15 protein-coding genes are annotated in these 21,656 nt (G+C 67.8%); 9 read left to right on the plus strand and 6 right to left on the minus strand.

Annotated features, from left to right (window positions below):
* Positions 1-103: 103 nt before the first annotated feature.
* From RD110_RS05910 to RD110_RS05920, 3 genes are read left to right on the plus strand one after another with little or no spacing between them, the layout of a single operon-like run.
* On the plus strand, positions 104-652 hold the full coding sequence (locus RD110_RS05910) for a winged helix DNA-binding protein (protein ID WP_076197582.1): 549 nt from the start codon (positions 104-106) through the stop codon (positions 650-652).
* A 7-nt stretch (positions 653-659) separates the two neighbouring features.
* On the plus strand, positions 660-1,400 hold the full coding sequence (locus tag RD110_RS05915) for an aspartate/glutamate racemase family protein (RefSeq protein ID WP_239467181.1): 741 nt from the start codon (positions 660-662) through the stop codon (positions 1,398-1,400).
* 8 nt (positions 1,401-1,408) lie between these two features.
* Positions 1,409-5,065: a hydantoinase B/oxoprolinase family protein gene (locus RD110_RS05920; RefSeq protein ID WP_394329452.1), complete on the plus strand. Its 3,657-nt coding sequence runs from the start codon at positions 1,409-1,411 to the stop codon at positions 5,063-5,065.
* A gap of 63 nt (positions 5,066-5,128) precedes the next feature.
* Here the strand turns inward: RD110_RS05920 and RD110_RS05925 are convergent, their stop codons facing one another.
* The 3 genes from RD110_RS05925 to thiD form a co-directional block, all read right to left on the minus strand.
* On the minus strand, positions 5,129-5,788 hold the full coding sequence (locus tag RD110_RS05925; protein ID WP_076197588.1) for a glycine zipper 2TM domain-containing protein: 660 nt from the start codon (positions 5,786-5,788) through the stop codon (positions 5,129-5,131).
* Between the two features lie 141 nt (positions 5,789-5,929).
* On the minus strand, positions 5,930-7,243 hold the full coding sequence (gene hemL / locus RD110_RS05930; RefSeq protein WP_076197590.1) for a glutamate-1-semialdehyde 2,1-aminomutase: 1,314 nt from the start codon (positions 7,241-7,243) through the stop codon (positions 5,930-5,932).
* The gene (thiD, locus tag RD110_RS05935) at positions 7,227-8,195 is read right to left on the minus strand and encodes a bifunctional hydroxymethylpyrimidine kinase/phosphomethylpyrimidine kinase (RefSeq protein WP_076197592.1); all 969 of its coding nucleotides are present in this window, start codon (positions 8,193-8,195) and stop codon (positions 7,227-7,229) included. The genes hemL and thiD overlap by 17 nt, the downstream gene beginning before the upstream one ends.
* A gap of 115 nt (positions 8,196-8,310) precedes the next feature.
* Here thiD and RD110_RS05940 point away from each other — a divergent pair, with 115 nt between their 5' ends.
* From RD110_RS05940 to RD110_RS05965, 6 genes are all read left to right on the plus strand, one after another.
* A complete protein-coding gene (locus tag RD110_RS05940) occupies positions 8,311-8,484 on the plus strand; it encodes a rubredoxin (RefSeq protein WP_076197594.1) in 174 nt (57 codons plus the stop codon).
* 103 nt (positions 8,485-8,587) lie between these two features.
* Positions 8,588-8,998: a response regulator gene (locus tag RD110_RS05945; RefSeq protein ID WP_239467182.1), complete on the plus strand. Its 411-nt coding sequence runs from the start codon at positions 8,588-8,590 to the stop codon at positions 8,996-8,998.
* Positions 8,998-9,369: a response regulator gene (locus RD110_RS05950; protein WP_076197598.1), complete on the plus strand. Its 372-nt coding sequence runs from the start codon at positions 8,998-9,000 to the stop codon at positions 9,367-9,369. The genes RD110_RS05945 and RD110_RS05950 overlap by 1 nt, the downstream gene beginning before the upstream one ends.
* A 6-nt stretch (positions 9,370-9,375) precedes the next feature.
* On the plus strand, positions 9,376-9,900 hold the full coding sequence (locus RD110_RS05955) for a chemotaxis protein CheW (RefSeq protein ID WP_076197600.1): 525 nt from the start codon (positions 9,376-9,378) through the stop codon (positions 9,898-9,900).
* A gap of 37 nt (positions 9,901-9,937) precedes the next feature.
* Entirely contained in the window at positions 9,938-12,214 is a 2,277-nt protein-coding gene (locus tag RD110_RS05960) for a methyl-accepting chemotaxis protein (protein WP_076197602.1), read from the plus strand.
* A gap of 51 nt (positions 12,215-12,265) precedes the next feature.
* Positions 12,266-18,598 (plus strand): hybrid sensor histidine kinase/response regulator, encoded by a 6,333-nt coding sequence (locus RD110_RS05965; RefSeq protein ID WP_076197604.1) that lies wholly within the window; start codon positions 12,266-12,268, stop codon positions 18,596-18,598.
* On the opposite strand, the gene RD110_RS05970 is transcribed toward RD110_RS05965, so the two are convergent.
* The 3 genes from RD110_RS05970 to RD110_RS05980 form a co-directional block, all read right to left on the minus strand.
* Complete coding sequence (locus RD110_RS05970; RefSeq protein ID WP_157900066.1) at positions 18,595-18,801, minus strand: hypothetical protein; 207 nt, start codon at positions 18,799-18,801, stop codon at positions 18,595-18,597. The genes RD110_RS05965 and RD110_RS05970 overlap by 4 nt on opposite strands.
* An 84-nt stretch (positions 18,802-18,885) precedes the next feature.
* On the minus strand, positions 18,886-20,049 hold the full coding sequence (locus tag RD110_RS05975) for an SEL1-like repeat protein (protein WP_076197608.1): 1,164 nt from the start codon (positions 20,047-20,049) through the stop codon (positions 18,886-18,888).
* Positions 20,024-21,655, minus strand: coding sequence for an SEL1-like repeat protein (locus RD110_RS05980; RefSeq protein WP_239467183.1), 1,632 nt, complete (start codon positions 21,653-21,655; stop codon positions 20,024-20,026). The genes RD110_RS05975 and RD110_RS05980 overlap by 26 nt, the downstream gene beginning before the upstream one ends.
* Position 21,656 lies beyond the last annotated feature (1 nt).

Raw genomic sequence — 21,656 nt, forward strand, 5'->3', positions numbered from 1 at the left:
CGCGCATTTTGTCGCAACGTCACAAAATTGTCGATAAATTGTTGGCTAACTCTCTACAATTTCAGGAATCGAGCGTCCCACCACCCGAACCGGAGGCAATTTGATGGCCCCTAGATCCACCGCGCAACCCGCCGCGCCCAGGGCTGCGGGCAAGCCGCCCATCGTTTCGTCCGCGCACCTGGTGTCGCCGCGCAGCGCCGAGATGAGTGAGTTCGAATTCGGCCTGATCGTGGCCAACAATGCCTTCAACCGCTGGATCGTGCATTGCATGAGCGCCGCCGGCCTGAAGGACCTGACGCCGCTGGACGTGCTCGTGCTGCACCACGTGACGCACCGCGCGCGCGACAAGCGGCTGGCCGACATCTGCTTCATCATGAATGTGGAAGACACCCATCTCATCAACTACGCGCTGAAGAAGCTGCAGGGCCTGGGCGTGGTGGCATCGAGCAAGAACGGCAAGGAAGTGACCTATGCCTCCACCGAGCAGGGCAATGCCTATGTGCAGCGCTACCGCGAGATCCGCGAGTCCTGCCTGATGGATGCAATGAATCTGGACGACGGCCTGAACCGCGACGTGGGCGAACTGGCGCGGCTGCTGCGCATTCTGTCCGGTGCCTACGACCAGGCGGCCCGCTCGGCCGCGTCGCTGTAGGAGGCGAATGGCGCTGCAAACCCCCATGGAAACCGTGGAAGCCGCCGCACTCGGCGTGATCATGCTCGACACGCGCTTCCCGCGCCCGCCGGGCGACATCGGCAACCCGGCGAGTTTTGCCGTGCCGGTGCGCCAGCGGGTGGTGTCGGGCGCCTGGCCGGCCGCCGTGGTGCAGACGGCCGAGGCCCAGCAGGCCAATGGCATGCAGCCCGCTTTCGTGGCCGCTGCGCGGGCGCTGCAGGCCGACGGGGTGCGCGCGATCACCACCAGCTGCGGTTTCCTGGTGCTGATGCAGCAGGTGCTTCAGGCCGCGGTGAAGGTGCCGGTCGTCACCTCCAGCCTGCTTGCGCTGCCTGGCTGCCTCGCGCGTGAGGGCCAGGTCGGCGTCCTGACCATCAGCGCCGACAAGCTCGGCCCGGCGCACCTGCGGGTGGCTGGCGTGCCCGAGGAGCGGCTCGGCGATGTGCTGGTCCAGGGCATGGATCCGGAAGGCGCCTTCGCCGGCCCGATCCTGCGCAACCAGCCCGGGCTGGATGTGGCCGCGGCCGAGGCCGACGTTGTGCGCGCCGCGCTGGTGCTGCAGGCGCATGCCCCCCACCTGCGTACCTTGGTGCTGGAGTGCACCAACATGCCGCCCTATGCCGCGGCGATCGAGCGGCGGACCGGCTGGCGTACCCTTTCCCTGCTGCAGTCCGCCACGCTGCTGCACGTTTTTTCACGAACCTCTTCCCTGGCCCGGAGCCCTTGACCATGCAAATGCAACCCACCCCTTCCCGCTGGCAGTTCTGGATCGACCGCGGCGGCACTTTCACCGACGTCGTCGGCAAGCGGCCCGACGGCAGTCTCGTCACGCACAAGCTGCTGAGCGAGAACCCCGAGCAATACGCCGACGCGGCCGTGGCGGGCATCCGCCATCTGCTGGGTCTGAAGCCGGGCGAGCCGATCACGCCCGAGCAGGTGGACTGCGTGAAGATGGGCACCACGGTCGCCACCAACGCGCTGCTCGAACGCAAGGGCGAGCCGACGCTGCTGGTCACGACGCGCGGCTTCCGCGATGGCCTGCGCATCGCCTACCAGAACCGGCCGCGTCTGTTCGACCGGCGCATCCTGTTGCCCGAGCTGCTGTACACGCGCGTCATCGAGGCGCAGGAGCGCATCGGCGCCCAGGGCGAGGTGGTCGAGCCGCTGGACGAAGCCAGCCTGCGTGAACACCTGTGGGCCGCCTTCGACGCCGGCCTGCGCAGCGTGGCCGTCGTCTTCATGCACGGCTACCGCTACACCGACCACGAGAAGGCCGCGGCGCGCATCGCGGCCGAGGTGGGCTTCACCCAAGTCAGCACCTCGCACGGCACCAGCCCGATGATGAAGTTCGTGAGCCGCGGCGACACCACGGTGGTGGACGCCTATCTCTCGCCGATCCTGCGCCGTTACGTGGAGCAGGTGGCCGGCCAGATGCCGGGTGTGAAGCTGTTCTTCATGCAGAGCAGTGGCGGCCTGACCGACGCGCATGTGTTCCAGGGCAAGGACGCGATCCTCTCCGGCCCGGCCGGCGGCATTGTCGGCATGGCGCGCACGGCGGGCCTGGCCGGGCATGACGACGTGATCGGCTTCGACATGGGCGGCACCTCCACCGACGTGAGCCATTTCCGCGGTGGTCTCAACGGTGAATTCGAACGCGAGTTCGAAACCCAGGTGGCCGGCGTGCGCATGCGTGCGCCGATGATGAGCATCCACACCGTGGCCGCCGGCGGCGGCTCGATCCTGGCCTTCGACGGTGCGCGGTTCCGCGTCGGCCCGCAGAGCGCCGGCGCGAATCCCGGCCCAGCAAGTTACCGCCGCGGCGGCCCGCTCGCCGTGACCGATGCCAACGTGATGGTCGGCAAGGTGCAGCCGCGTTATTTCCCCAAGGTGTTCGGCCCGCAGGCCAACGAGGCGCTCGACGACGAAGTGGTGCGCGGCAAGTTCAAGGAACTGGCTGAGCGGTCCGGGCGCAAGGCCGAGGAAGTCGCCGAAGGTTTCATCCACATCGCCGTGCAGCAGATGGCCAACGCCATCAAGAAGATCTCGGTGGCGCGCGGCTACGACGTCACGCGCTACACGCTGCAGTGCTTCGGCGGCGCGGGCGGGCAGCACGCCTGCCTGGTGGCCGATGCGCTCGGCATGACCAAGGTGTTCGTGCACCCGCTGGCCGGCGTGCTCAGCGCCTACGGCATGGGCCTGGCGGACCAGAACGTGATCCGCGAGCAGGCGGTCGAACTCAAGCTCGCCGCCGACGCGCTGCCGCTGATCGCCGAGCGGCTTGACGCGCTGGCCGCCGCCGCGCAGGGTGAACTCACGCGCCAGGAGGTCAGCACCGGCAGCATCACCACGCACCGGCGTGTGCATGTGCGCTACGAGGGCAGCGACTCGGCACTCATCGTGCCTTTCGTGCCGGACATCGCCGCGCTCACGGCCGCGTTCGAGGCCGCCTACAAGCAACGCTTCGCCTTCCTCATGCACGGCAAGGGCCTGGTCGTGGAGGCCGTGTCGGTCGAGGCGGTGGTCGCGGGCGACGCGCCGGCCGAGCCGCATTACCCCACCCATCCGGTGCGCGAAGTGCCGCGCCGGGAAACCGTGAAGATGTATTCCGGCGGCGCCTGGCACGACGCCGCGCTCGTGGTGCGCGAAGACCTGCGCCCCGGCGATCTGATCCCGGGCCCGGCCATCATCGCCGAGCAGAACGCCACCACCATCGTCGAGCCCGGCTGGGAGGCCGCGCTCACCGCCATGGACCACCTGGTGCTGGAGCGGCGCATCGCGCGCACGGTCACCTACGCGGCCGGCACCACGGCCGACCCGGTGCTGCTCGAGGTGTTCAACAACCTGTTCATGAACATCGCCGAGCAGATGGGCCTGCAACTGCAGAACACGGCCTACTCGGTCAACATCAAGGAGCGGCTCGACTTCAGCTGCGCGCTGTTCGATGCCGAAGGCAACCTCATCGCCAACGCGCCGCACATGCCGGTGCACCTGGGCTCGATGGGCGAAAGCATCAAGACCGTGATCCGCGAGAACGCGGGCCAGATGAAACCGGGCGACGTGTTCGCGCTGAACGACCCGTACCACGGCGGCACGCATCTGCCCGACGTGACGGTGATCACACCGGTGTACCTGAATGCTTCGACGGATGCAGCGCCGATGTTCTACGTCGGCGCGCGCGGCCACCAGGCCGACATCGGCGGTATCACGCCGGGCTCGATGCCGCCGTTCTCCACGCGCATCGAGGAAGAGGGCGTGCAGATCGACAACTTCAAGCTCGTCGACCAGGGTGTGCTGCGCGAGGCCGAGATCATCGCGCTGCTGGAAAGCGGCGAATACCCGAGCCGCAATCCGCAGCAGAACCTGGCCGACCTGAAGGCGCAGATCGCCGCGAACGAGAAAGGCGTGCAGGAACTGCGCAAGATGGTCGAGCAGTTCGGCCTGGACGTGGTGCGCGCCTACATGGGCCATGTGCAGGACAACGCCGAGGAATCGGTGCGCCGCGCCATCACGTTGCTCAAGGACGGCCAGTTCACGCTGCCGCTGGACAACGGTGCGCAGATCCAGGTCGCGATCCGCGTGGACGCGAAGAACCGCCGCGCCGAGATCGACTTCACCGGCACCAGTCCGCAGCAGATCAACAACTTCAACGCACCGACCGCGGTGTGCATGGCCGCCGTGCTCTACGTGTTCCGCACGCTGGTGGACGACGACATTCCGCTCAACGCCGGCTGCCTCAAGCCCTTGAAGGTGATCATCCCCGAAGGGTCGATGCTCAACCCGCGGCCGCCGGCCTCGGTGGTGGCGGGCAACGTGGAGACCTCGACCTGCATCACCAACGCGCTGCTCGGTGCGCTGGGCGTGATGGCCGCGAGCCAGTGCACGGTGAACAACTTCACCTTCGGCAATGCGCGCTACCAGTACTACGAGACCATCTCCGGCGGCAGCGGCGCGGGCCCGATCACCGATGCCGAGGGCAAAGTCATCGGCGGCTTCAACGGGACCAGCGTGGTGCAGACCCACATGACGAACTCACGCATGACCGACCCCGAAGTGCTGGAGTTCCGTTACCCGGTGCGGCTCGAGAGTTACGCGATCCGCCAGGGTTCGGGCGGCGTGGGCGAATGGACGGGCGGCAACGGCGGCGTGCGGCGCCTGCGCTTCCTCGAGCCGATGACCGCCAGCATCCTGTCCAACGGCCGGCTGCGCGGCGCGTTCGGCCTGGCCGGCGGCGGCGCGGGCGCGGTGGGCATCAACCGCGTGGTGCGGGCCGATGGGCGCGTGGAGGAACTGGCGCACATCGGGCAGGCGGAGATGGCGGCAGGGGACATCTTCGAGATCCACACGCCGGGTGGCGGCGGCTACGGCGAGCCCACGGCCAAAAAGGCTGACTGAAACCCGGTTTTCAAGAGGCAGCGGGCTGAGGGCGCCGCTGCCCGTGGCCAGTGGCGTAGCGGCTCAGCGCCAGCCGTGCCGGTAGCCCCCGCCGCCCCAGACATAACCCAGGTTCAGGTCGACCGAGACGGGCGCCACATAGGGCCGCACGTAGGGCGTCGCCTGGTACCAGGTGGGCTGCTGCACGTAGACCGGCTGCGGCGCATAGGGCTGGCTCGAAATCGTCTGCACGGGCGCCTGCACCGGTGGCGGTGCGCTGTTGGCGGCGGGCGTTACCTGCAGCGGAATCGTCGGGCCGGGATCCTGCGCGAGCTGCACGTTGTACTGCCGGCCGTTGTATTCGTAGACCACGTTGTAGCCCACGGTGCGGTTCTCGTAGAAATTCTGCGTGCCGCAGTTCTGCACGTTCTGGTAGTAGGGTGCGCCGCTGCCTTCGACCCGGTCGCCGACCATGGCACCGCCCACCACGCCCAGGGCCGTCGCCGCCGCGCGGCCGCCGCCGTGGCCGATGGTGTTGCCCAGCACCCCGCCGGCGATCATGCCCAGCAGTGCACCCGCGCCCGACTTCTGCGGCTCGACCGCGACCTGCTGGGTGCTGCACACCTGTCGCGGCACGCTGACCTGCTGCACCACGGGGGTGGAAGACAAGACCCGCCCAACTTCCTGGGCGAAAGTGAGCCCTGTGCTCAGTGTCAGGGCGGAGAGCAAGATGATCTTTTTCATGGTGCAGATTAGAAACCCGATGGCCCTGAAAAGTTTAGACCTTTACCCGCCGTTTTCAAATGCAAACGGCCAAGCCCCTGCCTGTGACGACTGTTTCACCTGCAAATCATGCGCTGACGCAGATGCCATCTGCGCAGTCAGCTATGCTTTTGGTAGTGTTTCAAAAACCTCGCGCGCGGCCGCCACCGTGGCCGCGATGTCGGCCTCGGTGTGGGCCGCGCTCACGAAGCCGGCCTCGTACAGCGCCGGCGCGATGTAAACGCCACGGTCGAGCAGGCCGTGGAACAGGTGGTTGAAACGCGGGTTGCTGGTCTTCATGACCTGACCGTAGTTGGCAGGCAGGGCGTCGAGCAGGAAGAAGCCGAACATGCCGCCTTCGCTGTCGCCGCAGAAGGGCACCTCGGCGCCCAGCGCGGCCTGGGTGAGCCCGTTGACGAGCAGGCGGGTGGTGCGCGACAGGTCTTCGTAGAAGCCCGGCTTCTGCACCTCTCGCAGGGTGGCCAGGCCGCAGGCGGTGGCCACCGGGTTGCCCGAAAGCGTGCCGGCCTGGTAGACCGGGCCGAGCGGCGCGAGTTGCTCCATCACCGCGCGCGAGCCACCGAAGGCCGCCAGCGGCATGCCGCCGCCGATCACCTTGCCCAGCACCGTCATGTCGGGTTTGAAGCCGGGAATGGACTCTGCGTACACGCCCTGGGCACTCTGCAGCCCCACGCGGAAACCGGTCATCACCTCGTCGAACACCAGCAGCGCGCCGTGCTGGCTGCAGAGTTCGCGGCAGCGCTGCATGAAGGGCACGCTGGCGCGCACGAAGTTCATGTTGCCGGCGATCGGCTCGATGATCAGGCAGGCCACGTCCGGGCCGTGCAGCGAGAAGGCTTCCTCGAGCTGCGCCACGTTGTTGTATTCGAGCACCAGGGTGTGCTGCACCACCTCGGGCGGCACACCGGCGCTGGTGGGATTGCCGAAGGTTGCCAGGCCCGAGCCGGCCTTGACCAGCAGCGCGTCGGCATGGCCGTGGTAGCAGCCTTCGAACTTGATGAGGGTCTTGCGGCCCGTGGCGCCGCGCGCCAGGCGGATGGCGCTCATGCCGGCTTCGGTACCCGAGCTGACCAAGCGCACCATGTCCATCGAGGGCACGAGCTTGAGGATCTCTTCGGCCAGCTCGACCTCGCGCTCGGTCGGCGCGCCGTACGAGAAGCCTTCGAGCACGGCCCGCTGCACGGCCTCCACCACCGCCGGATGGCCATGGCCCAGGATCATCGGGCCCCAGGAGCCGATGTAGTCGGTGTAGCGCCGGCCGTTCGCGTCCCAGAAGTAAGCGCCCTGGGCCTTGCTCACGAAGCGCGGCGTACCGCCCACCGCCTTGAAGGCGCGCACGGGAGAGTTCACGCCGCCGGGGATGACCTTCTGGGCGCGGGCGAACAGTTGCTGGTTCAGATCAATGTCTTGTGTCATGGGGTGGGGCTTCCAGGGCGGCAATGGCTTTGAGGGTTTCTTCGTCGACTTCCTCGCCCGTGCCGTCGCCGTCCTCTTCGTCGGGCTGGGCCCAGAACATGCGGTCGGGCACGACGTGGCCCATGCCGGGGCGGAAGCCGCCATCGAGGCAGCGGTCGAGGTAGCTCAGCGCCTCGGTCGCGGCTTCGCCGAGTTCGGTGCCGCTGGCCAGCAGCGCGGCGAGGGCGGCCGACAGGGTGTCGCCGGCGCCGGTGAACACGGCTTCGAAGAGTTCGAATTTCTCGCTGACCAGCACGGCCTGCGGGCTGGTCAGCACGTTGTCCACATGCTGGTCGGGCAAGGGGATGCCGGTGACCAGGGTGTAGGCCACGCCCATTTCGCCGGCCGCCTTGGCGATGTCGCGCGGGGTGGGGTTGCGGTCGTTGTTCCAGTCGGGCAGCAGCCAGCGGCGCAGGGTGCTGTGGTGTCCAACCAACACCGTGGTCTGCGGCAGCATGAGTTCGCGGAACGCGTCCAGGTACTCGTCGATCTTGTCCTCGTCCCACCACGAGAGGTTGGGCATGTATGCCACGAGCGGCACGTCGGCATAGTCGGCGGCGATCTCGGCGATGGCGCTGATGTTCTCCGGGCTGCCGACGAATCCGACCTTGATGACTTGCACCGCCACGTCTTCCAGCACGGCGCGCGCCTGCTCGGCCACGGCCTCCTCGTCGAAGGGAAAGTGCTCGAAGATCTCACCCGTATCGCGTGCGTAGGCGCCGGTCACCACCGGCAAGGCGTGCGCACCGACCGAGGCCATGGCCGCCACGTCGGCGGACAGCCCGCCGGCGCCGCTGGGGTCGCTGGCGTTGAAGACCATCACGCAGGCCGGGCCGGCCAGATCGTCGTCGTCTTCTCCGGGCGCGGGATCGTCCGCGGTGGTGATGGGCAGGTCGGTGGGGGGTGTGGTCATGGGCGTGTTGCCGGCCGGTGGGAGGCCAGTGGAGGCAAGAGGACGGGCCGGGCTTTGGAGGGGCCGGTTGCCTATATATACAATCGTTGCATTCTATTCGAAGGCCCCTTAAGCTGTGACTGATACCAAAACCTGGATGTGTTTGATTTGCGGCTGGATTTACGACGAAGCCACGGGCGCGCCGGAGCACGGCATCGCCGCCGGAACGCCCTGGTCCGCCGTGCCCATGAACTGGACTTGCCCGGAATGCGGAGCACGCAAGGAAGATTTCGAGATGGTCCAGCTCTGAGGGCCTTGGCCTCCTTGTTCAAGGCTTCAGACGGCTTGGTTTCCGCCTGCATCCGCGGCGCCGCCGGCCCGCACCATTCATGGTCATTCAGGAGCCGCATCACGTGACGACATCCCTTTCGACCTACAGGGTGCTGGTGGTGGACGACAGCAACACCATCCGCCGCAGCGCCGAGATTTTCCTGAAGCAGGGCGGCCACGAGGTGCTGCTGGCCGAAGACGGCTTCGATGCGCTGTCCAAGATCAACGACCATGCGCCGCAGCTGATCTTCTGCGACATCCTGATGCCCAAGCTCGACGGCTACCAGACCTGCGCCATCATCAAGCGCAATCCGCGGTTTTCCGCGATCCCGGTGGTCATGCTGTCGTCCAAGGACGGCGTGTTCGACAAGGCGCGCGGGCGCATGGTCGGCTCGCAGGACTACCTCACCAAACCATTCACCAAAGACCAGTTGCTGCAGGCTGTGCAGCAGTTCGGCGCGACTGCCCCGCAGGCGCTGCAAGGAGTTGCCTGATGCCCATCCACAACGTGCTCATCGTCGACGATTCCAAGACCGAGCTGATGTACCTCACCGGCCTGCTGCAGAAGAGTGGCATGAGCGTGCGCACCGCCGAGAATGCCGAGGACGCGTTCAAGCGGCTCGAGGAACAGAAGCCCGACCTGATCCTGATGGACGTGGTCATGCCGGGGCAGAACGGCTTCCAGCTCACGCGTTCGATCAGCCGCAATCCCGCCTATGCCGACGTGCCGATCATCATGTGCACCAGCAAGAATCAGGAGACCGACCGGGTGTGGGGCTTGCGCCAGGGCGCACGCGACTACATCACCAAACCCGTCGATGCCGCCGAACTGAAGGCCAAGATCAACGCCTTGAACGCACCCTGATCACCGATGGCCAACCGCGAAGCCATCCGAGAACTCCAAGCCCGCCTTGCCCAACGCCTGCAGGCGGCCCGAACCGAGGGTCGTTCCGTGCAGTGGCTCGCCGTGGAGGCGCGCGGTGAACGTTATCTGTTCCCGCTGGCCCAGGCCGGCGAGATCTTCGGCTGGCCGGCGTTGCAGCCAACCCCCTATACACACACATGGTTCCTCGGCGTGGCCAATCTGCGCGGCGGGCTTTGCGGCGTGGTCGACCTGGCGGCCTTCCTCAGCGGCGTGCCGACCCCGGCCGATGCCGACCGCGCCGATAGCAGCCTGCTGACCTTCAACCACACGCTCGAGATCAATTGCGCGCTGGTGATCGACCGCCTGGCCGGCCTGCGCGGCCCCGAGGCTTTCAGCGCCGCCATGCCGCCCGCGCCCGAGGCGCCCGCGTATTTCGGCCCCTCCCGTACCGATGCGGACGGCCTTGCCTGGCGCGAGATCGATCTGCTCGCCTTGTCCCAATCCCCTGTTTTTCTGAGCATCAATGCTTAGGGCCAAGGGCCTGTTCACCTCGTTAGAAAGCTGCACCATGTCCGTTGTTGTCAAGCTGACACAGCTGTTCGAAAAAAAGCCGCAGCCGCAGCCCGACTTCGCGGGCAGCCTCGGCATGTCCGAGTCCGGGCCGGAGTCGCAGTTCGGCGGCGGCATGTATGCGCCGTCATCGGGGCCGGCGGCGTCATCGGGTGCTGACGGCGGCTTCGCCGAAAGCCGTTTTGTCGGCGGCATCTCGCCGCAGCCGGTCGAGGAGCGCGTGGCCTTGCCTTTGCTGGGCCTGCGCCTGCCCGGGCAGCACCAGCGCGTTCTCGTGACGACGCTGGTGGTGTCGCTGCTGGTGCTGATCGGCCTGACCGCCTACTCGCTGCGCCAGGCCGATAAGGTGGCGCAGCAGCTCGCGGCCACCGGCCAGGCGCTGATGCAGTCGCAGCGGCTCGCCAAATCGGTGTCGCAGGCGCTGGTCGGCAGCGCCGCGGCCTTTCCCGACGTGGCCGACAGCGCGGGTGTGCTGGCGCGCACGGTGCGCGGCCTGGAGAACGGCGACGATCGCCTGTCCCCGGTCGGCGGCGACGTGCTGGCCGAGGTGCAGAAGGCCGACCCGCTCATGCAGCGGGCCGAGAAGAACGCGGCCACCGTGATGGCCCAGCAGAAGGTGTTGACCCAGGTTGGCGGTGCGCTGCGCAACGTGAACCGGCAGTCCTCCGACCTGCTCGAGGTGGCCGAGGGCATTTCGGCGCTGAAGCTGCAGCAGAACGCCGCACCGATCGAGCTCTCCGCGGCCGGCCAACTGGTGATGCTGACGCAGCGCATCGGCAAGTCGGCCAACGAATTCCAGACCATGGAAGGCGTCAGCCCGGAGGCCGTGTTCCTGCTCGGCAAGGACCTGAATTCCTTCAAGGAAATCGCCCAGGGCATGCTCGACGGCAGCAGCGAACTGCGCCTGCCCGCAGCGCGCGACGCGGCCACGCGCGAGCGGCTCACGGCGCTGCTCAAGCTCTATGACCAGACCCGTGCCGAGGCCGGCAGCATCCTCGGCAACCTGCAGGGCCTGGTGTCGGCGCGCGACGCGCAGGCTGCCATCGTGAACGACAGCGAGCCCTTGCGCCGCCAGCTCGAATCCGTGCAGGACAAACTTTCGGCGCAAACCGGCCTCGGGCCCGTCGTGCTTGGCCTGCTGGCCCTGTCCGCGCTGCTGGCGCTGGCCTGCGGTGCCGGCCTGGCCGCGGTCCAGCTGCGCGGCAGCGAGCAGCGCCAGGCGCTGGCCGAGGCGCAGCGTGTGCATGCCGAAGGCTTGCAGCAGGAAGCCAAGCGCGTGAACGACGCCAACCAGGCGGCCATTTTGCGGCTCATGAACGAACTGCAGACGGTGGCCGAGGGTGACCTCACGCAGGAGGCCACGGTCACCGAAGACATCACCGGTGCCATCGCCGATTCGGTGAACTACACCGTCGAGGAATTGCGCGTGCTGGTCGGCAGCGTGCAGAACACCGCCACGCGGGTGGCGCAGACCACGGCCCAGGTCGACAGCACCTCGACCGAACTGCTGGCTGCCTCCACCGAACAGCTGCGCGAGATCCGCGAGACCGGCCGCTCGGTCCTGGACATGGCCTCGCGCATCAACGAGGTGTCGAGCCAGGCGCAGGAATCGGCCTCGGTGGCGCGCCAGTCGCTGCAGGCGGCCGACTCCGGTCTGCAGGCGGTGCAGGACGCCATCGGCGGCATGAACGCCATCCGCGACCAGATCCAGGAAACCTCGAAGCGCATCAAGCGGCTCGGCGAGTCCTCGCAGGAGATCGGCGAAATCACCGAACTGATTTCCGACATCACCGAGCAGACCAACGTGCTCGCGCTGAACGCGGCCATCCAGGCGGCCTCGGCCGGCGAGGCCGGGCGCGGCTTCTCGGTGGTGGCCGAGGAAGTGCAGCGGCTGGCCGAACGCTCGGCCGACGCCACGCGCCAGATTGCCGCGCTGGTGAAGGCGATCCAGACCGACACGCAGGATGCCGTGGCCGCCATGGAGCGCTCCACCCAGGGCGTGGTGGCCGGGGCCCGGCTGTCCGACAGCGCGGGTACGGCGCTTTCCGAGATCGACCGTGTTTCGCGCCGACTGGCCGAACTCATCGAGCAGATCTCCAGCGCCACCTCGCGCGAGGCCGAGAAGGCCAACGTGGTGGCCGACAACATCCAGCACATCTTCGCCGTGACCGAGCAGACCGGGCAGGGCACGCGCACCACCGCGCAACAGGTGCGCGAACTCTCGCACATGGCCGAGGAGTTGCGGCAGTCGGTGGCGCGCTTCAAAATCGCCTAGCGGCTCCGGCAGCTCCCATTCACCGATCGAACGTCCAACGCATTGCCGTCCATGAACGCCTTCCTGCCAGACCCTCCGGCCACCGCCGCCGATCTGCCCGATCAGGACCTCGGGCCGCTGGCCTGGGTGCTCGACGAGTTGCGCAAGACGCTGGACGGGGCCGTCAAGGCGCTGCGCCGCTACACGCGCGAGGCCGAGTCGGCCCACGAGGCCGGTTTCGCGCCGCCCGACACCGCCCACCTGCGCATGGCGCGCCAGCAGTTGCACATGGCGCTGGGCGCGATGGAAATGGTCGGCCTGGCGCAGCCGGCGCTGGTGCTGCGCGGCATGGAACAGGCCGCGAACAGGTTCGTCGAACAACCCGAGACCTGTAGCGAGGACGCGACGGCGAAGATCGAGCGTGCGAGCTTCGCGCTGATCGACTACCTCGAAGGTGTGCTCGCCGGCAAGGCGCTGTCGCCGGTCGGCCTGTTCCCGCAGTACCGCGACGTGCAGGGGCTGGTCGGCGGGGCGCAAGCGCATCCCGCCGACCTGTGGCCGATGGAGGCACCGTCCGCCGCCGTGGGCGGCCTGGTTCCGATGGCGCCGCTGGCCTATGGTCCGCCGGTGCGCACGCGACTCGACCAGGCCGTGCTGAAGACGGTGAAGACCGGGGACCCCGCCGCCGCGCAGGAGCTAGGCCTCATCAGCCTTGGCCTGGCCGCGGCGCAGACCGCGCCGCCCGCGCGCGCGTTCTGGACCTTGTCCGCGGCGTATTTCGAAGGCCTGGGCCAGGGCCTGTTTCCGGCCGATCTTTATGCCAAACGCATCGCCTCGCGCGTGCTCACGCAATACGCGGCGCTCGCCAAGGGCGAAACGGCGATCACGCGGCGCCTGGTGCAGGACATGTTGTTCTTCTGCGCGCAGGCCGTGCCCGCGCAGGATGCGGAAGTGCCCACACTGGCGGCCGTGCGCAAGGCCTACAACCTGCAGCGACACACGCCGGTGGACTACGAGACGCGGCGCTTCGGCCGTTTCGATCCGGCGCTGCTGGCCCAGGCACGCAAACGCCTGGCGGCTGCCACCGAAACCTGGTCGGCGCTGGCCGGTGGCGACACCCATCGCTTCAAGACGGCGCACGACCAGTTCGCCCTGGTGGGCGAATCGCTGACCAGGCTGCATCCGGAGAGCGCGGTGCTGGCACAGGCGCTGACGCAGGCCGTCGAGGTAACGGTGCGCTCCAACGCCGCGCCGCCGGCCGCGCTCGGCATGGAAGTCGCCACGTCGGTGCTCTACCTCGAAGCCGCCTACGAAGAGCTCGACCAGGCCAACGTGCACATGGCCGAACGCGCCCAACTGCTCGCCGGCCGGCTGCAGCGCGTGATGCGCGGCGGCCAGCCCGAACCGCTCGATCCGTGGATGGAAGAGCTCTACCACCGCGTGAGCGACCGCCAGACCATGGGCAGTGTGGTCGACGAACTGCGCAGTTCGCTCGGCGACGTCGAGCAGACCCTCGACCAGTTCTTCCGCACCCCGCGCGAGAAGGTGCCGCTGGCCAAGGTGGCCAACCAGCTTTCGCAGATGCGCGGCGTGTTGTCGGTGCTCGGGCTGGAGCAGGCCTCTCACGCCGTGATGCGCATGCGTGAATCGGTGGATCGTTTCATCACCGACGACCTGAGCGACGCGGCCGAACGCGGCCAGCGCTTCGACCGGCTCGGCAACAGCCTGGGCGCACTGGGTTTTCTGATCGACATGCTGGCCTACCAGCCGACGCTGGCCAAGAAGCTTTTCGTCTACGACGAGGACGCCGGCGAATTCCGGCTCGTGATGGGGCGCACGGCCTCGCACCATGTCGAGGAAGAAGCCGAACCGGCGTCCCATCTGGCGGCCGCCGTGCCCGAGCCTACCGAGCCGCTCGGCGCCCACGGCCCCGAAAACGCCGAAAGCCCCGAAGGTCATTTCCCGGCGCTCGACGGTGTGGCCGCTGCCGATGCGCCCGAACCCGTGGCCTCGCCGGCCGTATGGCAGCCGGAACTGGTTTCCGAACCGCTGCCGCTCCTGGCCGAAGCCGCCTCGGCGGCCGAGTCCCTGGCGGCGCCGATCGAGCCACCGCTGCCCGACATCGCGCCGACCACCGAAGACGCCGTGCTCGGCCACGCCGACCCGACCGTCGGCGCCACCGCGCTGGACGCCCCGGTCGAAGATGGCAACGAAGACGACGACGAGCTGCGCGACATCTTCCTCGACGAGGCCCGTGAGGTGGTGCAGACCGGACTGGCCGCCGTGCAGGAACTGCACGGCGAGGCGACGGCCGCCAGCGCGCAGACCAGCCTGCGGCGTGCCTTCCACACGCTCAAAGGCAGCGCCCGCATGGTCGGGCTGAACGAGTTCGGCGAGGCCGGCTGGGCCATGGAGCAGTTGCTCAACAGCTGGCTGGCCGAGCAGGCGCCGGCCACGCCGGCCCTGCTGACACTCGCCGAAGACGCCCTGCGCGGCCTGAGCCTGTGGGTCGAGGACATTGCCGTCGATGCCGCCCAAGGCTGGCGTGCCGAACCTTTCCGCACCGCAGCCGACGCCTTGCGGCTCGAGCGCCGCAGCGTGCCGCTGGCCCTGCCGATGGGGTTGGCGGGTGGGGCGGAAGTCGCTGCGCTGGAGCAACCCGCAGCGGCGCCCCAGGAAACGCCGGTCGAGGCCATGCACGTGCAGGCGGATGCCGAAGAAGTCGAGGCGCCGCCGATCGTCGAGCCCGTATTGGAGCCTGCGCCGGAACCCGAGCCCGAAGCCCATCCCGAAGCCCACGCCGAAGAGGCCGTCGCCCCCGAAGCCGAACTCACCGCCGAGCCCGACTTCGAGGAAACCGTGCAGGAGATCCCGCAGACGGTCGAAGAAGCCGCACCAGCCGCTGCCGAGCCCGGCTTCGAACATCTCGATTTCGACATCGATTTCGGCGATCTCGCCGGCGTGGCGGATGCAAATGCCGAAGCGGTGGTTGATGTGGAAGTGGAGGCGGAGGCCGACGCCGCCCCGGCGCTGCCGCCGGATGATCTGATGGAGCCGCCACCGGTCGAATTCGCCGACCAGGCGCGTTTCGATGCCGCCGATGAACTGGAGATCGCCGACGAACTCGCCGCGTTCGAGTCGTCCGAAGAACCCGACGAAGTGCACCTCGTGGCCGGGCTCGATGCGCTGCAGCCCGAGCCTGCCGAAGTCCCCCCACTTGCCGAACCTGCCGAACCCGGCGAAGCCGTGCCGCTGGCGATCGAGCCGGCGCCCCTGGATTTTGCGGAGCAGCTGGCGTTCGACGAGGCGCAGGCGTCTGGCGGACCCGGCGAGGTGCCGACGCCGCAGCCCGCGCCGGAGCCGGGCCCTGAGCCGGAACCCGTGCCCGAACCCACGCCCGAGCCCCCCGCGCCGCCGATCGAGGAGCCTACGCCCGTGCCGGTGCCGATCGGCGAACCCGAGCCGGAGAGCGATGCGGTCAAGGTCATCGGCACGCTGCGCATCGGCATCCCGCTGTACAACGTCTACCTGAACGAAGCCGACGAGTGGTCGCGCCGCCTGCTGACCGAACTCAACGAATGGTCGCTCGAGCTGCACCAGCCGCTGCCGGATTCGACCGTGGCGCTGGCGCATTCGCTGGCCGGCAGCTCGGCCACGGTCGGCTTCCATGCCCTGTCGCAGATGGCGCGCGCGCTCGAAGACGGCCTGTCGCATGTGCAGATGGAGGCCGCCGGCACCGCCGAACATGCACGCGTGTTCACCGATGCGGCCGAGGACATCCGTCGCCTGCTGCACCAGTTCGCCGCCGGCTTCCTCAAGGAGCCCAACCCGGCCGTGCTGCAGGCGCTGCGCGACGTGCTCGAAGCCGCGCAGGCCGTACCGGCGCCGGAGCAGGCGGAGGCAGACGTCGAAGCCCACGCGCCCCCAGCGCCCGTCTTCGATGGCGAGGGTCCGTCCCCGGCGCCGTTGCCCGAAGCCGCGGTCGAAATGTCCGGTGCCGGCGCGCAGCGCGTCGACGCCCCGCCCGTGGCGCGCGCCGCAGCCTATGCCGATCGGTTCGACGACTTCGACGATGAGCTCGACGTGGTCGACGCCATCGACGCCGACCTGTTTACGATCTTCGAGGAAGAGGCTTCCGAACTGCTGCCGCAACTCGGCGGCGCGCTGCGCCAGTGGCGGGCCCGCCCCGAGAACGCCGGCGCGCGCAACGAGGTGCTGCGCGCATTGCACACCCTCAAGGGCAGTGCGCGGTTGGCGGGCGCGCTCCGGCTGGGCGAACTCGCGCACCGGCTGGAGACCGCCATCGAACGCCTCGGCTCGGACGCGCCACAGCCCGCGCAGATCGAGCCGCTGCTGTCGCACTTCGACGTGCTGCAGGCCGAGCTCGATGCCTTGCGCGCCGTTCACCTGCCGGGGGCTTCCGGCAGTGCGGTGGTGTTGCCGCTGAACGAGGCCACCGCCGTGGAGCCCGAGCCGGTGATCCAGTTGCCAACGGCGCGTGCGCCCGTCGAGCCCGCCGCCCAGCGACCGCTTGCGCCGCCGCGCCAGATGGCCAACCAGTCGGTGCGCGTGCGCTCGCAACTGCTGGACCGGCTGGTGAACCAGGCCGGCGAAGTCATCATCACCCGGACCCGGCTCGAAGCCCGCCTCGATCAGTTGCGCGGGTCCTTGACCGACCTCACCGGCAACCTCGAGCGGCTGCGCCAGCAATTGCGAGAGATCGAATTGCAGGCCGAGTCGCAGATGCAGTCGCGCCTGGCCCTGGTGAAGGATTCGGCGCAGGGCTTCGACCCGCTGGAGTTCGACCGCTTCACGCGGGTGCAGGAACTCACGCGCATGATGGCCGAATCGGTGAACGACGTGGCCACGGTGCAGCGCAACCTGCAGCGCACGGTGGAGGGCACGGAAGATGACCTGGTGGCCCAGGCGCGCCAGGCCCGCGCGCTGCAGCGCGACCTGCTGCGCACCCGCATGGTCGAATTCGAAGGCATCGCCGAACGCCTGTACGGCGTGGTGCGCCAGGCCTCGAAGGACACGGGCAAGCAGATCAAGCTCGACATCACCGGCGGCTCGATCGAGATGGACCGCGGCGTGCTCGACCGCATGTCGCCGGCGTTCGAACATCTGCTGCGCAACGCGATCGCGCACGGCATCGAAACACCCGAAGCGCGCACGGCCGCGGGCAAGCCGGCCGCGGGCACGATCCGCATCGGCCTGCACCACGAAGGCAACGACATCTCGGTGACCTTCGGCGACGACGGCGCGGGGCTGGACCTCGATCGCATCCGCGCCAAGGCGCACGAGCAGGGCCTGCTGGCGCCTGGCCAGGAACTCGGCGCAACCGAGATCGCCGACCTGATCTTCACACCCGGCTTCTCCACCGCCGACCAGGTGACTGAGATCGCCGGCCGCGGCATCGGCATGGACGTGGTGCGCGCCGAGGTGCAGGCCCTGGGTGGCCGCATCGAAACCACGACCCAGGCCGGCCAGGGCACGCAGTTCAAGATGGTGCTGCCGCTGACCACCGCCGTGACCCAGGTGGTGATGCTGCGCACCGGGGCGCTGTCGATCGGCGTGCCGGCGAACCTGATCGAGGTCGTGCGCCGCACGCCGCAGGCCGAACTCGATGCTGCTTATCAAAGCCAGTCGGTCGATTTCGGTGGCGAAACGGTGCCGTTCTTCTGGGCCGGCGTGTTGCTGCAATCTTCTGCGCGCAGTACCGAGCCGTCCGGCAGGCACAGCCCGGTGGTGGTGTTCCGCAGCGCGGCGCAGCGGCTGGCGCTGCACGTGGACGAGGTGCTGGGCAACCAGGAGGTGGTGGTGAAGAACCTGGGGCCGCAGCTCTCGCGGCTGCCGGGCTTGTCGGGCATGTCGGTGCTGGCCTCTGGCGCCGTGGTGCTGATCTACAACCCCGTGGCGCTGGCCACGGTCTACGGCACGCAGGCCCGCGAATGGCTGGCGTCACACGATGGCGCGGCCGGCGGCGACGGTGCGGCCGCATCGGGAGCCCCGGCCGCGGTGCAGCAGGTGCCGCTGGTGCTGGTGGTGGACGACTCCATCACCGTGCGCCGCGTCACACAGCGCCTGCTCAAGCGCGAGGGCTACCGCGTGAGCCTGGCGGCCGACGGCCTGCAGGCGCTGGAGCGGCTGCGCGAGGAGCGGCCTGCGCTGGTGCTGTCCGATATCGAGATGCCGCGCATGGATGGCTTCGACCTCGCCCGCAACATCCGTGGCGACGAGGCCATGAAGGATCTGCCCATCGTGATGATCTCGTCGCGCACGGCGGAGAAACACCGCGAACACGCGAAGAGCCTGGGCGTGAACCACTACCTGGGCAAGCCGTACCCGGAAGAGGAACTGCTGAGCCTGGTGCGGCGCTATGCGGCACAGGCGGTCGAGGTCTAGTCGTCCTGGAGAGGCCGACCGGAAAGGATCGGCACCCGGTCTTGTCTGCGGTCGGTGCGCATCAGCGTCGTGCTGCCGTCATGGGCGTGCACACGTGCGCCCGGACGGTCGTTCACGATGACCTCGCCGCTGGTGGTAGCGAGCAGTTGTGCCGTCTCGCCCGGCCCGATCGCACCGGGCGTCACGGTGGCATCAGGTGGCAAATGGATGATCTGCGGCTACTGGTCGTCGCGCAGTTGTCCGTTGCGCACCATCGCGTTGATGACGCGCAGCAGAAGTATCGGCTTTCATGCGGCGTTGGCATCGGTGTCTTTTGAGGTTGGGAGCAAGTCTGCGGCTTGCAGCGGAGCGGCGACGATGCTGCGTGCCTGGGCCTGCAGCACATGGCCCTGCGGGATGTGGGCGCGGCCGGTGCGCTGCGCGCCGGGGGTGGGCTTGACGGGCGGCAGCGTGATCAAGCTCTTGGCGGCGTTGACCAGGGTTTCACGCTGGCCGTCCCACATCGGGAGTTCGGCTGGCGGCAGGGGCAGGATCTTGTCGAGGTTGGGGAAGCGCAGGTCGGGGTTGAGTTCGAGGGCGTCTCTCAGTTCGCTGTAGCGCCGTGCTCGAGTCATGTCGATGACGTTGCCTGTCATCGGTATTGTGCGACTAAAGCTGGAGAACAAAGCGTTGGCGCAATCCGCGCTGCCCAACTTCACGCCTTCATGGTAGATGTGAAGAGCACGGACATAGTGTTCGTCCACGTTTTTTAGCGTCATCGCTAGTTTGTAGGCTGCGACACCATTGCCCTGAGCAAAACTACACTCCAGCATCTTGATTGCAATATTTCGGTTACTCCAGAAGCCTTCTCCCGGACTGTCATAGGCCGCGTCCAATTTTTCGCCCAGGTAAGCCTGGGCCGCCGAGCTCCCCATGTCCGCAGCCAGCTGCCAGAACGCATAGGCGCGGCTGGTATCGCTCTTCACCCCAATGCCCCGCTGGTGGTAGGTGCCCATCTTGTCGAAGGCGGCGGGGACCCCCTGCTTCATCAGCCCTTCGAGAATCAAAACAGCCTGTTCGGTGTCTTCGGGTACACCACGACCACTCTCGTACAGACCGGCCAGGTTCATCGCCGCCTTCCAGTGGCCTTGGGCTGCGGCCTGTTTCCACAACTCAGCGGCTTTGGCGTAATCACGCTGGTCCGGCAAAAGCTCGTAGCTGGTGACGGCCATGCCGCGCTGGTACAGCCCATCCGCTTCTGGGGTGATCGGCGGGTTCACGTCGGCCTCGTGTTGGCAGGTGAAGTCCGGCCGGTGTGGGTCGAAGGCCTTGAGGCTCATGTTGCGGGGCAGGTTGCTCATGTTGCAGGCCGCGAGCACGCACAGCGCCAAGGCCGCGCTGAACACTGCGATGCAGCGTCGCATCACCGGCGCGATCCCGCATGGATCACACGCTCGGCCGGTCTGGTGCATCGTGCAAATCGGTCAATGTGATGGCCAGCAGGCCCGAATCTCCGATCTGGTTGGCGTTGTCCAGCCACAGCCAGCGCACCTCGTGTGGCGCGATCTCGGGGTGTTGATCCTGTGGGTTCGGAAAGGACTGGCCCTGCAGCACATAGGCCTGCCGGTCCCTGCGGTTGTAGCGCCGCGCCAGCGGATGGTCTTCGCGCACCTCGCCGGCCCACACGCCGGTGCGCGGGCACGGCAGCATGCCCCTGCAGTACAGCGGCGGCTCGGGCACACGGGTGGTGCGGGCGACGCCCTGGACCACGCGGGTGTACAGCGGCGGCTGCTGGGCGACGGCCTCGCCCAGGTACTGCCAGACGGTGCGCGGGGCGATGTTGGCGTAGGCGCCCATGCTGCGCCGGTCCACGGGCTCGAAGGCTTCGCCCTGGGCATAACGCTGCGGCACCTGGGCATCTTCCCAGGCCTGTTCATGGGCGCGGTAAACGTTGTAGAGCCGGGGTAGCCAATAACCGCTGTAAGGCACGACGCTGTCGACCTCGACGACGATGCTGCGCGCCTGGGCCTGCAGCACGTGGCCCTGCGGGATGTGGGCGCGGCCGGTGCGCTGCGCGCCGGGGGTGGGCTTGACGGGCGGCAGCGTGATCAAGCTCTTGGCGGCGTTGACCAGGGTTTCACGCTGGCCGTCCCACATCGGCAGCTCGGCCGGGGGCAGGGGCAGGACCTTGTCGAGGTTGGGGAAGCGCAGGTCGGGGTTGAGTTCGAGGGCGTCTCTCAGTTCGCTGTAGCGATCTGAGCGGGCCTCGTCAATCGTATTTCCCGTCAAGGGCTCGGTGAGGCCGAAGCTGACGGATAGATCGCGTGCGCAATCTTGACTGCCCATCTTCACCCCTTCGTGATAGATATGGAGTGCACGAACATAGTCTTTATCGACATTGTTTAGCGTCATCGCTAGTCGGTAGGCGGCAACGCCGTTGCTCTGTGCAACGCCGCATTCCAGCATCTTTAGCGCTACCTCGCGATTGCCCCAAAAGCCTTCCCCTGGACTGTCATAGGCTGCGTCCAATTTCTCCCCCAGATATGCCTGTGCCGCCGAACTACCCATGTCTGCCGCCAGTTGCCAGAACGCATAGGCGCGGCTGGTATCGCTCTTCACCCCAATGCCCCGCTGGTGGTAGGTGCCCATCTTGTCGAAGGCGGCGGGGACCCCCTGCTTCATCAGCCCTTCGAGAATCAAAACAGCCTGTTCGGTGTCTTCGGGTACACCACGACCACTCTCGTACAGCCCGGCCAGGTTCATCGCCGCCTTCCAGTGGCCCAGGGTTGCGGCCTGTTTCCAGAACTCGGCGGCTTTGGCGTAATCACGCTGGTCCGGCAAAAGCTCGTAGCTGGTGACGGCCATGCCGCGCTGGAACAGCGCATCCGCTTCCGCGGTGATAGGTGGGTTCACGTCGGCCTCGTGTTTGCAGGTGAAGTCCGGCCGATGCGGATCGAAGGCCTTGAGGTTCATGTTGCGGGGGAGGTTGCTCATGTTGCAGGCACTCAGGCTGAGGAGAATGAAGACAAGGCCCAGCAGCGAGGCCGGCCAGTGGGTTGATCTGGAGAGAGCGCTCATA

Origin of the sequence: Rhodoferax koreense (assembly GCF_001955695.1) — a bacterium.
GTDB lineage: Bacteria > Pseudomonadota > Gammaproteobacteria > Burkholderiales > Burkholderiaceae_C > Rhodoferax_B > Rhodoferax_B koreensis.

Coding starts and splice junctions, on each gene's coding strand:
- RD110_RS05925 (WP_076197588.1), bottom strand. CDS start 5,788: ATGAAAAAGATCATCTTGCTCTCCGCCCTGACACTGAGCACAGGGCTC.
- RD110_RS05960 (WP_076197602.1), top strand. CDS start 9,938: ATGTCCGTTGTTGTCAAGCTGACACAGCTGTTCGAAAAAAAGCCGCAG.
- thiD (WP_076197592.1), bottom strand. CDS start 8,195: ATGACCACACCCCCCACCGACCTGCCCATCACCACCGCGGACGATCCC.
- RD110_RS05965 (WP_076197604.1), top strand. CDS start 12,266: ATGAACGCCTTCCTGCCAGACCCTCCGGCCACCGCCGCCGATCTGCCC.
- RD110_RS05910 (WP_076197582.1), top strand. CDS start 104: ATGGCCCCTAGATCCACCGCGCAACCCGCCGCGCCCAGGGCTGCGGGC.
- RD110_RS05975 (WP_076197608.1), bottom strand. CDS start 20,049: ATGCACCAGACCGGCCGAGCGTGTGATCCATGCGGGATCGCGCCGGTG.
- RD110_RS05950 (WP_076197598.1), top strand. CDS start 8,998: ATGCCCATCCACAACGTGCTCATCGTCGACGATTCCAAGACCGAGCTG.
- RD110_RS05955 (WP_076197600.1), top strand. CDS start 9,376: ATGGCCAACCGCGAAGCCATCCGAGAACTCCAAGCCCGCCTTGCCCAA.
- RD110_RS05915 (WP_239467181.1), top strand. CDS start 660: ATGGCGCTGCAAACCCCCATGGAAACCGTGGAAGCCGCCGCACTCGGC.
- RD110_RS05980 (WP_239467183.1), bottom strand. CDS start 21,655: ATGAGCGCTCTCTCCAGATCAACCCACTGGCCGGCCTCGCTGCTGGGC.
- hemL (WP_076197590.1), bottom strand. CDS start 7,243: ATGACACAAGACATTGATCTGAACCAGCAACTGTTCGCCCGCGCCCAG.
- RD110_RS05920 (WP_394329452.1), top strand. CDS start 1,409: ATGCAACCCACCCCTTCCCGCTGGCAGTTCTGGATCGACCGCGGCGGC.